General features: G+C 49.4%; 13 protein-coding genes. 10 read left to right on the top strand and 3 right to left on the bottom strand.

What is annotated here, in order from left to right; translation table 11 throughout:
• Positions 1-196 precede the first annotated feature (196 nt).
• Positions 197-946 (top strand): bifunctional NADP-dependent 3-hydroxy acid dehydrogenase/3-hydroxypropionate dehydrogenase YdfG, encoded by a 750-nt coding sequence (gene ydfG / locus LC084_RS06085; RefSeq protein WP_226570237.1) that lies wholly within the window; start codon positions 197-199, stop codon positions 944-946.
• Between the two features lie 88 nt (positions 947-1,034).
• A complete protein-coding gene (locus tag LC084_RS06080) occupies positions 1,035-1,724 on the top strand; it encodes a GntR family transcriptional regulator (protein WP_226570235.1) in 690 nt (229 codons plus the stop codon).
• A gap of 311 nt (positions 1,725-2,035) precedes the next feature.
• On the opposite strand, the gene LC084_RS06075 is transcribed toward LC084_RS06080, so the two are convergent.
• Positions 2,036-3,502, bottom strand: coding sequence for a mannitol dehydrogenase family protein (locus LC084_RS06075; RefSeq protein ID WP_226570233.1), 1,467 nt, complete (start codon positions 3,500-3,502; stop codon positions 2,036-2,038).
• A 440-nt stretch (positions 3,503-3,942) separates the two neighbouring features.
• Between LC084_RS06075 and LC084_RS06070 the strand changes: the two genes are divergently transcribed.
• Positions 3,943-4,287 (top strand): DUF1283 family protein, encoded by a 345-nt coding sequence (locus tag LC084_RS06070; protein WP_226570231.1) that lies wholly within the window; start codon positions 3,943-3,945, stop codon positions 4,285-4,287.
• Between the two features lie 55 nt (positions 4,288-4,342).
• The gene (gene speG / locus LC084_RS06065) at positions 4,343-4,903 is read left to right on the top strand and encodes a spermidine N1-acetyltransferase (RefSeq protein WP_226570229.1); all 561 of its coding nucleotides are present in this window, start codon (positions 4,343-4,345) and stop codon (positions 4,901-4,903) included.
• A 35-nt stretch (positions 4,904-4,938) separates the two neighbouring features.
• On the opposite strand, the gene LC084_RS06060 is transcribed toward speG, so the two are convergent.
• Positions 4,939-5,649 (bottom strand): YnfC family lipoprotein, encoded by a 711-nt coding sequence (locus LC084_RS06060; RefSeq protein ID WP_226570227.1) that lies wholly within the window; start codon positions 5,647-5,649, stop codon positions 4,939-4,941.
• Positions 5,650-5,760: 111 nt separating this feature from the next.
• On the opposite strand from LC084_RS06060, the gene LC084_RS06055 reads away from it, so the two are divergent.
• The 6 genes from LC084_RS06055 to clcB all read left to right on the top strand — a co-directional run bounded on the left by LC084_RS06055 (position 5,761) and on the right by clcB (position 12,405).
• A complete protein-coding gene (locus LC084_RS06055; protein WP_226570226.1) occupies positions 5,761-6,048 on the top strand; it encodes a DUF1161 domain-containing protein in 288 nt (95 codons plus the stop codon).
• 308 nt (positions 6,049-6,356) lie between these two features.
• Positions 6,357-8,792: a selenate/tellurate reductase subunit YnfE gene (gene ynfE, locus LC084_RS06050; RefSeq protein WP_226570224.1), complete on the top strand. Its 2,436-nt coding sequence runs from the start codon at positions 6,357-6,359 to the stop codon at positions 8,790-8,792.
• A 12-nt stretch (positions 8,793-8,804) separates the two neighbouring features.
• Entirely contained in the window at positions 8,805-9,422 is a 618-nt protein-coding gene (locus LC084_RS06045; protein WP_226570223.1) for a DMSO/selenate family reductase complex B subunit, read from the top strand.
• Between the two features lies 1 nt (position 9,423).
• A complete protein-coding gene (locus tag LC084_RS06040; RefSeq protein WP_226570221.1) occupies positions 9,424-10,281 on the top strand; it encodes a DmsC/YnfH family molybdoenzyme membrane anchor subunit in 858 nt (285 codons plus the stop codon).
• Positions 10,282-10,333: 52 nt separating this feature from the next.
• Complete coding sequence (gene dmsD, locus LC084_RS06035) at positions 10,334-10,945, top strand: Tat proofreading chaperone DmsD (RefSeq protein ID WP_226570219.1); 612 nt, start codon at positions 10,334-10,336, stop codon at positions 10,943-10,945.
• Between the two features lie 173 nt (positions 10,946-11,118).
• Positions 11,119-12,405, top strand: coding sequence for a voltage-gated ClC-type chloride channel ClcB (clcB, locus tag LC084_RS06030; protein ID WP_226570217.1), 1,287 nt, complete (start codon positions 11,119-11,121; stop codon positions 12,403-12,405).
• Here clcB and bioD read toward each other — a convergent pair.
• On the bottom strand, positions 12,355-13,053 hold the full coding sequence (gene bioD, locus LC084_RS06025) for a dethiobiotin synthase (RefSeq protein ID WP_226570216.1): 699 nt from the start codon (positions 13,051-13,053) through the stop codon (positions 12,355-12,357). The genes clcB and bioD overlap by 51 nt on opposite strands.
• Positions 13,054-13,224: the final 171 nt, after the last annotated feature.

The following is a 13,224-nucleotide window of genomic DNA, read 5'->3' as shown; positions in this document are numbered from 1 at the left end:
CAGGTGCAGAGTTCTCAAGCTTATGTTTTGCATGCTAAGGTATAGTTTCTTCTTCAGGCAGCAGCCCAGGCTTTAATGATGTCGCCCAATACTCACTTCCGGCTTCACAACGCGATGTTGGATATCAATGAGACTCTGAGCCCCACTCCCTGAACTGCCATGAGCAAAACCACGCAAAATCTAGAGGAACAGACAGATGCTTATTCTGGTTACAGGCGCAACCGCCGGGTTTGGTGAAGCAATTACTCGCCGTTTTGTGGCGAACGGGCATAGAGTTATTGCCACCGGGCGCCGTGCTGAGCGTTTAAAAACATTACAGGATGCTCTCGGTGACAGTGTGCTGACGCTTCAACTGGATGTGCGTAATCGTGCGGCAATTGAATCTGCTATTAGTTCGCTGCCCGCCGAATGGCGTGATATTGATGTTCTGGTAAATAATGCCGGGCTCGCCCTGGGTTTAGAGCCTGCACATAAAGCCAGCGCGGATGACTGGGAAACCATGATTGATACCAATACCAAAGGCCTGGTATATATGACACGCGCAGTGTTACCGGGCATGGTTGAACGTAACCGTGGGCATGTTATCAATATTGGTTCCACTGCCGGTAGCTGGCCTTATGCGGGCGGTAATGTTTATGGGGCGACCAAAGCATTCGTTCGCCAATTTAGCCTTAACCTGCGTACTGACCTGAACGGTACCGGGGTTCGGGTAACAGATATTGAGCCGGGTCTGGTTGGTGGCACTGAGTTTTCCAATGTACGCTTTAAAGGTGATGATGATAAAGCGGACAAGACTTACCAGAATACACAACCGCTGACCCCTGAAGATGTTACCGAAGCGGTCTGGTGGGTTGCCACCCTGCCTGCTCATGTCAACATCAATACGCTTGAGATGATGCCTGTCAGCCAAACTTTTGCCGGTTTAAGTGTGCATCGTTCCGCCTGATTGTCCCCACCCGGCATTCCTGCCGGGTATGGGCGAATAGCAAAAAACAGGGTAAAATCATTGGGTTTTCTCTAACAAAAGGCAAACCATGGCCGCTGAAACGTTTCTCAACCCAACCCAACCTGTTAACCAGCAGATATACCGTATTTTGCGGCGCGATATTGTGCACTGCCTGATTCCGCCCGGCACTCCGCTTTCAGAAAAAGAAGTGTCGCTCCGTTTTGATGTTTCGCGCCAGCCAGTACGTGAGGCCTTTATCAAGCTGGCTGAAAATGGCCTGATCCAGATTCGCCCACAGCGTGGGAGTTACGTCAATAAAATTTCACTGAATCAGGTACGTAGTGGCGGTTTTGTGCGAGAAGCGATTGAACGTGCAGTGGTACGCCGCGCCGCCTCGCTGATTACAGACGAGCAACTTTACCAGTTAGAGCAAAACCTTAATCAGCAGCGTACTGCGGTTGACCGCCACCAGTTGAACGATTTTTTTCAGCTGGATGATGATTTTCACCAACGGCTTTGTGACATTGCTCAGTGTCGCCTTGCCTGGGAAACTATCGAAAATATTAAAGCAGCAATGGACAGGGTCCGGTTTATGAGCCTTGACCATGTTACGCCTCATGAAATGTTGCTTGAGCAACACTGGTCGATATTCCGGGCTCTGGAAAAGCATGATGAACAACTGGCAGATGAAACCATGCATCAGCATCTTGCTGAGATAAGTGCGTCGGTGTTGTTAATCCGCCAGGAAAACCGCGACTGGTTTACAGAAGAGCAATAAACCGTGCAGTGTTCGCAGGGATTGAGCTTGAGTTAACATGACTCTGAATGGGCATTAACGCTTAAGAATACAGGCTTAACCGCCTAAAAAACCCGGCAAAAGCCGGGTTTCAGATTGATGAAAAAGAAGGGAAAAGCGTGGTTTTCCCTTCTTTTTAGTGAGCAGCCGAAAATCAATGAATTGATTTTCCTGGTTTTTTATTGGGTGACATTCTCTCTTTCTGTGAGAACATGAGGTTTGTCATCAGAATCAAACCCGGAAAAAACCGGGTTTGGTTTTTATATGGCCGCTATCTTGTTGATGGCGAGCTATCAGGCATTAGCCTGAGCCCATGCAGCAACAGTCGCTTTTGCACCCTTCGCAAGCAGTGAACGCCAGGCCTGGGTAACAGCATCCACAAAGACCGGGTCTTGTGGCAAATCTGTACCAAATATCGCGCTTATCCCTAACAGGGCGTTAACCCGAGAGTCATCTGCAGCAGATGCGGCGGTAGCTTCACGGATAACCGGCAGCAATGGGTCCATAACTTCAATAGGCTGGCCTTGTTCATCAACCTCACCGACATAACGCATCCACCCGGCAACACCCATCGCCAGTAGTGAAAAATCGCTGTTATGTGCACGATGCCAGCGAACGGAATCCAGCATACGCTGCGGTAACTTCTGGCTACCATCCATCGCGATTTGCCAGGTACGATGGCGTAGTGCCGGGTTGGTGTAACGCTCAATCAGCAAATCAGCATAACGCGCCAGGTCCACCCCCTGAACTTGCAAGGTCGGAGCCTGTTCACGCAACATCAGTGCATGTGCTGCGCGGCGGTAATTATCATCGCCCATGCAGTCATTAATGTGCTGGTAACCGGCAAGGTAACCCAAATAAGCAAGGAATGAATGGCTGCCGTTAAGCATGCGTAATTTCATTTCTTCAAACGGGATTACATCGCTAACCAGTTGTGCGCCCGCTTTTTCCCATTCAGGGCGGCCTGCGACAAAATTATCTTCAATCACCCACTGGCGGAATGGCTCACAGGCAACGCCTGCCGGGTCACGAACGCCAGTTATCTTTTCAATTTTATCCAGCGTATCAGCTGTTACAGCCGGTACAATGCGGTCGACCATTGTGCATGGGAAAGTGACATGTTGCTCAATCCAGTTAGCAAGCTCTGCATCCACTTGCCGGGCATAGGCCAGTACAACTTTGCGGGTAACATGGCCATTCTCCGGCATGTTGTCACACGACATCACACTGAACGGTGCCAGACCACGCGCTTTTCGTAGTGCCAATGCGGCTACAATCACGCCAGCTGCTGATTTTGGTTGTTGTGGGTGGCGTAAATCTTCTGCAATCATCGGATGGTCAAGGTTGAGTTCGCCTGTCGCCGGAGAGTGGCAATAACCTTTTTCTGTAATTGTCAGAGAGACAATGGCCACTTGTGGTTCACACATGGCTTCCAGAACAGCTTCCAGGCCATCTACCGAGACATGCATAGCGCGGTTGACCACACCGACAACACGAGCCTGCCAATTATCAGCCGACATTTCGGCGACGGTATACAGGTTGTCCTGGCGGTGTAAATCAGCGATTTGCTGTTCACCACCAATCAGATTGACTTCGCAATAACCCCAATCACTCTGGTGTTCAGCAGCCAGAATATCGGCATAAACGCCCTGGTGGGCGCGGTGGAATGCACCAAAACCAAGATGAACAATACGGGTTTTAAGCGCACTTCTGTCATAGGCTGGACAGGTTGCTTTTGCTGCTAATAACGTCTTTTCCATTATTAAACTCATCATTCAGCGGATTAAACCAGGATGGGTTTATCCTGGCAGACTCAGTTAGGTGTGATCATGATGTACGACATGTTTCCCCTACTACAAGACTAGAATGGTAGTTAAATGTGATTTGAATCACAAAATAAAATGAAATCGTGTTTTAATGCCTAAAAACGCAGCGGGCTGCGCGCAGAAACCGGAGCGTACACGGAGTAAGTAAGTGAGGATTTCGAGCACTGCCCAGGTTCAAAATGGCAAGTAAAATAGCCCTAATGGGATAGGCTCTTATGATAAACCTGCATCTAATTGCAACGAGATATACCTGCGGTGTTGAGCCAGCAGGACAATGTTATATACTCGAGCTAGTTTACGAGACAGGTGCCCGGGCCTTCCTGTACGTAAATACAAAACAAGGATCCGGTGATTATGTGAAATAAGGAGTCTCTATGAATAAAGCAGGACAATTTTTAGCTTCATTACTACCTGTAGCCCTGCTGGCCAGTGCAGTGGCATTTTCTGCACCCGCTTTATCACAAACCGATAAACTGATTATTGAATCAGGCGATAGTGCTCAAAGCCGCCAAAATGCAGCGATGGATAAAGAACAATGGAATGACACGCGGTCTTTGCGCAATAAGGTGAATAACCGAGTTGAAAAAGAATGGGATAAAGAAGATGCAGCATTTGATGCACGTGATCGGTGCCTGAAAAGCACGAATGTCAATGCATACTGGGAACCAAATACGCTGCGTTGCCTGGACCGTAACACTGGCCGCCAGATAGCACCGTAATATCTCCCCGCTCCCGCCAGCCGGGAGCACACTTAAATTATAGGGAATAATATTCATGTCAGGGCCTGATGAAATAAAATTGCGCCCACTTGAGCGCGAAGATTTGCGGTTTGTCCACCAGCTCGATAACAATGCCAGTGTCATGCGTTACTGGTTTGAAGAGCCCTATGAAGCTTTTGTTGAGTTATCGGACCTGTACGATAAACATATTCATGATCAAAGCGAACGGCGTTTTGTTGTTGAGTGCCAGGGGCAGAAAGCCGGGCTGGTCGAATTGGTTGAAATTAACCATGTCCACCGCCGGGCAGAATTCCAGATAATTATCTCACCTGAATTTCAGGGGAAAGGCCTGGCATCACGGGCAGCAAAACTGGCTATGGATTATGGTTTTACTGTTCTCAACCTGTATAAGCTCTATCTCATTGTCGATAAAGAAAATGACAAAGCGATTCATATCTACAAAAAGCTGGGATTTATTGTGGAAGGTGAATTGGTGCATGAGTTCTTTATTAATGGTGAATACCGCAACACCATCAGAATGTATATTCTGCAGCACCAGTATATGGCACTGCACAAAATACCCGCCAATGGGATGGTGAAGCCCACAGCGCAGTGATGCTAACTGGCTGCAACAAGTGCAGCCAGTACAGTTCAGTAATATTCAATCTCGTATTTTACCGTATACCGGGTTTGTGTTTCTGGTTTTGCTGTAATATCGGTAGTTTCAATTTCGCAGGTTGTTGGGTTGTTGTGGCTGTCATAGTCACACGCTTGTACCGTTTTACTCACCTGCTTGCCATTTACCCATGTTTCTGTGTGGTAATCGAGTAACTTCCGTGTGTCTTTATCCGGGAAGTTACGGATTTCCAGCGTGTGGTCACCTCTTTTGGTTACCCGCCCCAGGGGAAAGCCGTTTGGCGCATAGCTGTAGGTAATACTCAAGTTGTTACTTTCCACGCCAGTAATGAAATCATTATCGTTGGTCTGGTAAGTCACCCCAACAGCCGGAATAGATTCCAGCTGGCATTTCCCCTGTAACCGAATCAACTTATCCTGGGTAATCGTATCGACATAGTAATTGGCATCGAGCAACAAAGAGGAATCGGTATTGCGCGTTACATCATGCATATCAAGTGTATTAAAGCACCCTTCCCGAGATAACGTGGCGTGGAAGCGCCGCTCAACTTTGCCCTCTTCATTAAGCAACATTTCTGTCAACGTTTTAACCGGGCCACGCACCGGGTCGAAATCGAATTCATTAGAAAAACTGGCCATTTCAGGCGTCAGCGCCTGCGGGGGCTGATTGTCATCGCAACCTGCGAGGAAAATCGCCATTAAACTCACTGGAATGACGTATCGCACATAGTTCCTTATCAAATCAGAATTAACCTGTTTAAATGATATAAAGCAATACAGTACTTTACCTATTATCTGCCAGACTGAGGTATCACACAAATTCAGGAGGTAATACCTATGAAAGCCGTTTTATGGCCTACAGCATTGTTACTGTGTTTTAGCTTTTCTGCGCTGGCTGCGCCAGCATCCTGCGAACGCGTAAAAGCCGATATCGAACAACGCATTATTCATAATGGTGTTGACCCGGATAACTTCTCACTGACAATAGTTGCCAATGACCAGGCGGAGCAATCGGGCGCACAGGTTGTTGGTCATTGTGCAAACGATACATTTAAAATTCTCTACCAAAAAGGCGATAACACGGATAACAATGGCGATGCAGAGATGCACACCCCTTCGCCTTAATGACCACTACCGGCGTGGCTTGTTCTCAGGCCACGTCAACAGTTGATGTTATTTTTTGCCTTGCCAGCACTCTGTTGGTTTTATCACACAAACCCCCGGATATTTGATTCGAAATAATATTTCCCTCCGTTCGCCCTGCCACACTGCACATTGAAGATTATTAGCCTGGTAACGAAAAGCGACTGAAGCGTTTTTCATGGTGCAATGAGCCTGTAGCAGTCAACTGGCATCTGCCCACGTAGCCATTCACGCTTCATCAACGCATTACATTTTGTAGTTACCCACTTTTTATTGTGATGGAGCAGGTTATGTCGAGCGATGAACATAGCGGAATCAGCCGCCGGACGCTGGTGAAATCTGGTGTGCTGAGTGGGTTGGCACTGGCGGCGGGTAGTGTAAGTTTGCCATTCGGTTTGCGCCCTGCAAGTGCGGCGGTAAAACAGGGTCTGTCGCCAGCCACGGATAAAGTGGTTTGGGGGGCGTGTTCGGTAAACTGTGGTAGCAGGTGCGCATTGCGCCTGCATGTTACTGACGACGAAGTTACCTGGGTTGAAACTGATAATACCGGGTTAGATATTTATGGCGATCACCAGGTGCGCGCCTGCCTGCGGGGGCGTTCAATTCGCCGCAGAATGAACCACCCAGACAGGCTGAATTACCCAATGAAGCGGGTTGGTAAACGTGGTGAAGGTAAATTCGAGCGAATCTCCTGGGATGAAGCGCTGGACACCATTACTACCAACCTGAAGCGGGTGGTCAAAACTTGGGGTAATGAAGCTGTTTATATCAATTACAGTTCCGGGATCGTTGGTGGCAATGTCACACGCTCCTCGCCTTCAGCATCGCTCGTTACTCGTCTGATGAATTGCTACGGGGGTTCTCTCAACCAATACGGTACCTACAGCACCGCACAAATTTCCTGTGCCATGCCCTATACCTATGGCAGCAACCTGGGCAACAGCACTTCGGATATTCAAAATTCCAAACTGGTTGTTATGTTTGGGAATAACCCTGCAGAAACCCGTATGAGCGGGGGCGGGATTACTTATTTCCTCGAACAGGCACGAGCCATTTCAAATGCCAGAATGATAGTCATTGACCCCCGGTACACGGATACCGCAGCCGGGCGTGAAGATGAGTGGATTCCGATACGCCCGGGTACGGATGCAGCGCTGGTTTCGGGTATCTCCTGGGTTTTGATTACCGAGAACTTAGTTGATCAGGCGTTTTTAGATAGCTATTGCGTTGGTTATGACGAGAAAACATTGCCCGCCGATGCTCCTGCCAATGCTCATTATAAAGCGTGGATCCTCGGTGCTGGCGACGATAAAACGCCCAAAACCCCGCAGTGGGCATCGGCTATTACCGGTATTCCGGCGGACAAAATTATTCAACTAGCCAGGGAAATAGGTAGCACAAAACCCGCCTATATTTGCCAGGGATGGGGGCCCCAGCGCCAGGCTAATGGCGAGCTGACATCCCGCGCAATTGCCATGCTCCCTATTCTTACCGGTAATGTTGGCATCAATGGCGGCAACAGTGGTGCGCGTGAATCGACCTGGACCATTACCATAGAACGAATGCCAGTACTGGAGAATCCGGTCAAAACAGCAATCTCTTGTTTCACCTGGACCGATGCCATCACTCGGGGGCCGGAAATGACAGCACTCCGTGATGGCGTGCGCGGTAAAGAAAAGCTCGATGTACCCATTAAATTTATCTGGAACTATGCGGGTAACGCGCTGGTGAACCAACATGCTCAGGTAAACCGCACTCATGATATTTTGCAGGATGATAAACAATGCGAAATGATTGTGGTTATCGACAACTTTTTAACAGCTTCGGCGAAATATGCCGATATTTTGTTGCCCGACCTGATGACAGTTGAACAGGAAGATATTATTCCCAATGATTATGCGGGCAATATGGGCTACCTGATATTTATTCAGCCAGCAACTTCCGCAAAATTTGAGCGTAAACCAATCTACTGGATAACCAGTGAAATAGCCCGCCGCCTTGGCCCCGATATTTATCAGAAATTTACCGAAGGCCGTACTCAGCGTGAGTGGCTGCACTACCTGTACAGTAAAATGCAGGCCCGTGACCCTAAACTCCCGGAATACGAAGAACTGCGCAAAATGGGGATTTATAAACGTAAAGACCCGGCCGGGCATTTCGTTGCCTATAAGGATTTCCGCGATGACCCGGTTGCGCATCCACTAAAAACCCCTTCAGGGAAAATTGAAATTTATTCCTCCCAGTTGGCTGAAATAGCAAAACAATGGCAAATAAAACCCGACGAGGTCATCAGCCCCCTGCCTGTTTATGCCAGCACTTTTGAGGGCTGGGACTCTCCTGACAGGCAGAAATGGCCCTTACAATTATTTGGTTTCCACTATAAAGCACGGACCCATTCCTCCTACGGTAATGTCGATGTTTTGCAAGCAGCCTGCCGCCAGGAAGTTTGGATCAACCCGATAGATGCTAAACAGCGAGGAATTCAACAAGGGGATATGGTGCGGGTATTTAATGACCGAGGTGAATTACGCATTCCCGCGAAAGTGACACCACGCATTATGCCCGGCGTAAGCGCAATGGGCCAGGGAGCATGGCATGATGCCAATATGACCGGAGACCGTATTGATCATGGCGCATGTGTCAATACATTAACCACACAGCGCCCATCTCCCCTGGCAAAAGGCAACCCACAACATACCAACCTCGTCGAAATTGAGAAGGTATAAGGAGCCTTGCCCATGTCAACACAGTATGGTTTCTTTATTGATTCAAGCCGTTGCACAGGTTGCAAAACTTGTGAACTTGCCTGCAAGGATTACAAGGACTTAACACCAGATGTCAGTTTCAGGCGCATCTATGAGTACGCCGGAGGTAACTGGCAGGAAGATGACGGAGTCTGGCGGCAAAATGTTTTTGCCTATTACCTTTCGATTGCCTGCAACCATTGTGCCGACCCGGCCTGCACTAAAGTCTGCCCAAGTGGCGCTATGCATAAGCGGGAAGACGGATTTGTGGTGGTAAATGAAGATGTCTGCATCGGATGCCGTTACTGCCATATGGCATGCCCTTATGGCGCACCACAATATAACGCGGCAAAAGGGCATATGACCAAATGCGACGGCTGTTATTCCCGTGTAGCGAAGGGTGAAAAACCCGTGTGTGTAGAATCCTGCCCATTGCGGGCACTGGATTTTGGCCCTATTGCCGAACTGCGCAAACAACATGGTTCTCTGGCTGCTATCGCCCCGCTCCCTGCAGCTCACTTCACGCAACCCTCAATTGTGATAAAACCCAACGCTAATAGCCGCCCAACGGGAGACCGTACCGGTTATCTGGCTAACCCGGAGGAGGTTTAATATGGGCAGCGGCTGGCAAGAGTGGCCCCTGGTGTTGTTCACTGTGTTGGGCCAAAGTGTAGTTGGTGGCTTAATTGTTACCGGTCTTGGCTGGATAGCATTCGATAATAACCCCGCAGCACAACGCCGAGTGGTGCGGAGCATGTTTTTCCTGTGGGTAATAATGGGCCTGGCGTTTGTTGCCTCGATACTGCACCTTGGTTCCCCGTGGCGTGCTCTTAATTCCCTTAACCGTTTAGGGCAATCTGCGCTGAGTAACGAAATCGCCAGTGGTTCGCTGTTTTTTGCCATTGGTGGTTTATGGTGGTTACTGAGTTTTCTTCATAAGATGCCAGAGTTGCTGGCAAAATCAGTGCTGTTGATAAGCATTATTGCCGGGCTGGGTTTTGTCTGGGCAATGACTCGCGTTTACCAAATTGATACCGTTCCCACCTGGCATAATGGCTATACCACGCTTGGCTTTTTCCTCACGGTGGTGCTTACCGGGCCGTTACTGGGCGCAATTTTACTTCGTCAGGCGAATGTTTCGTTCAGTGGTAGTCGTTTTGCAACGCTCAGTGTTATCGCACTGCTGGTTGCCTTTATTGCATCATTCGCCCAGGCGACAAGCCTTGCAGGGATCCATAGTTCAGTTCAACAGGCCACCGCGTTGCTTCCCAATTTTGCACAATGGCAAACCGTGCGCATGGTACTGCTGGTCCTGGGGCTGGGTTGCTGGGTTTGCCCGTTGGTTCGGCGAAAAAACCCATCGTTACCGGGCTTGCTCACCGGATGGGTGCTGGTTATTCTCGGTGAATTGATTGGCCGAGGGTTATTTTACGGCCTGCATATGACTGTTGGTATGGCTGTGGCAGGCTGAATTTTCTGCGGGCGAGGATGCCCGCTTATTTACTGTTGATTGAGGTATAAACATGTCCCGCCTGGAGAACATTGCTCTGACAGGACGCGCACTTGGCGCGCTGTTTTATTTTCCCCCGCAAGCACAGCAATCTCGCCAGTTAGTTGACGCTTTCTTAAGTGGTGGCTGGTTACAGGATTGGCCCTGGATGGATGACAAACTGAAAAATATTGCAGTAAAAATGCAGTCATCTGCTGCACAGGGCATGCAGTTGAATGAAACCTGGCAGAGGTTATTTATTGGCCCTGATACTTTGCCGTCTCCCCCATGGGGTTCAGTATGGCTTGATAAAGAAAATGTCTTGTTTGGGGACTCTTTGCTGGCATTACGTAGCTGGATGCAACACCTTGGAATTCAGTATGAAACCAACCAAAATGAACCGGAAGACCATATTGGTACTCTCTTAATGTTGGCTGCATGGCTGGCGGAAAATGGCCAGGAACAGGCCACCAATGAACTGCTTGCCTGGCATATACTTCCCTGGGCTCCCCGGTTTCTTAATGTACTGGCAGAAAGTGAACCTGGTGATTTTTATTCTGCGCTGTGCCAACTCACGCAAATAACCCTTCAACACTGGCAAGCAGAATCCCCTGTGCCCGTCGCAGATAAACCGTTATGGCGCTAACTTGCACTTTTCCTACCCAGTCTGGCTATTGCAGCCAGACCGGGTATTAAATTCACCTAACAACGTGACGTCGTCACTTTTTGTTATATTTCGTTTCAATATAACCTTATAACTGGAATGCTAAGGTACTGATGGATAGTTAAAATAGAGATTCACTTTTGGGAACCTCGGCTATGCATCGTCTCCACCCTTTTCCGGAAATTCGCAGTATGCTGCGCCGCCTGTTGCTGGCAATTGCCACAGGTATTGCAGCCGCGCTGGCAGTCTGGTTGTTTCGCCAGACATTGCTGTTTCTGGAGAATGCGGTGCTGGGGAGCGCCGATGGAAGCCTGGTTGCAGCCGCCGATGCCTTACCTGTCTGGCGACGAATTTTGACTCCGGCTATAGGCGGTTTATTGGCGGGCCTGGTTTTGTGGCTTTGGCAACGCCATTCACGCCAGCACCCACACGGGCCGGATGACTATATGGAAGCTATTGAAAGTGGCGACGGGCAGCTTGATACTCAGCGCAGCCTGGTTAAATCCGGTGCTTCGCTGATTGTGGTTTCAACCGGGAGTGCCATCGGCCGCGAAGGTGCCATGATACTGCTTGCCTCACTTGCCGCCTCCAAATTATGCCGCTACCTGACGCCACAAAAAGAGTGGAAATTATGGCTGGCCTGTGGCGCTGCAGCCGGGATGGCCAGCGCCTATCACGCACCACTTGCGGGAAGCCTGTTTATTGCCGAAGTGCTGTTTGGCACCTTAATGTTGGCTTCGCTGGGGCCGGTTGTCATTGCTGCTGTAAGTGCACAACTGGTGACACAATTACTGAGTGAAGGCAAAACTACACTCTACCAGGTGATTCCCCTTTCCGCACCAACACCTTATCAGTACCTTGAAATGGCACTACTTGGTGTGTTTATGGGGTGCTGGGGCGCATTACTGTTAAGGCTGATGTGCGCCAGCCGCAAAGGGTTCCAAAAAATAACGCCATTGCCAGTCAGGCTCATGGCTGGAGGGGTAATCGTTGGTTGTCTTTCTGCCTTTACCCCTATGGTTTGGGGCAATGGCTACAGTGTAGTTCAGGCATTCCTAAGCCAACCCCCGCTGTTCGGGTTTATTGGCCTAATTTTGCTGTGTAAATTGCTGGCAGTGCTGGCAAGCAGTTGTTCCGGTGCGCCAGGGGGTGTTTTCACACCTACCTTATTCATTGGCGTGGCAACAGGGCTATGTGCAGGACGCTTGTGGGGCATGCTTTATGGCGTGAATATTGAAGGTGTGCTGTGCTTCGGCCTGACAGGCATGGCAGCTTTACTTGCAGCCACCACGCATGCGCCAATCATGGCTGCATTGATGGTTTGCGAAATGACGGGCGAGTACAGCTTGTTACCCGCCCTTTTGCTGGCAAGCGTTATCGCTTCCGTGCTATCACGCTGGTTGTGGCCGGACTCGATTTACCGTAAGGCCCAGTACGGATAAATCAAGGTAACGCGCCAAATCCCTCTGTTCAGCCCTCGGCAAATAGGGCACTTCACCCACTAACGGTGCAGGGATCTTTTTGCTGAGCACGTCGATTATTTCTGCATAGTGCGCCAGGCAAGGATTAATACGGTTAGCCACCCAGCCAAGTAGCGGTAATCCGTCATTGGCGATAGCCTGAGCAGTAAGTAATGCGTGGTTAATACACCCTTCCTGGATACCCACGACCATCAGCACTGGCAATTGTTCCTGCACCACCCATTCAGAAAGCGGCCGCAGATCGTTCATCAGGCTGCGCCAGCCCCCCGTGCCCTCTACAACAACATGCTGAACCTGGCCGGACAACTTCGCCAGGCCATCAGATAACAGGCTGTAATTTATAGGGAAGCTGTGTGCAACACTGCTTTCTTCTTCGCTCAGTGCTATAGGATTGACGGCGTCATAAGGTAATTCAAGCGAGGAGACAGACTGGAGCACCAGCGCATCACGGTTACGTAACCCTTCCGGTGTCTCCTGACTGCCTTTGGCTACAGGTTTATACCCTGCAGCAGTATGTCCCGCTGACACCAACGCCTGAAGTAATGCACGGGATACAACTGTTTTGCCAACAGCTGTATCAGTACCCGTGACAAAAAAACGCTTCAGCATGGTTGACTCCACCGATATTTTAAGGGAAAGAACCCTTCGTACTTCAAGTTGCCTGGTGAGCCGAATACTGTTTTGGAAATGCTATTGCGACCACATTCAAACCCACGTAAAGCAGGCTTGCTCTGCAACTTAAACTAATTAGGGATAGTTAATGGAATAAATAATTCAGTG

Origin of the sequence: Mangrovibacter yixingensis, assembly GCF_020523985.1 — a bacterium.
Lineage (GTDB): Bacteria > Pseudomonadota > Gammaproteobacteria > Enterobacterales > Enterobacteriaceae > Mangrovibacter > Mangrovibacter yixingensis.
Note: the sequence above shows the minus strand (reverse complement) of the source record. Positions and strands in the feature narration are given on the sequence as shown.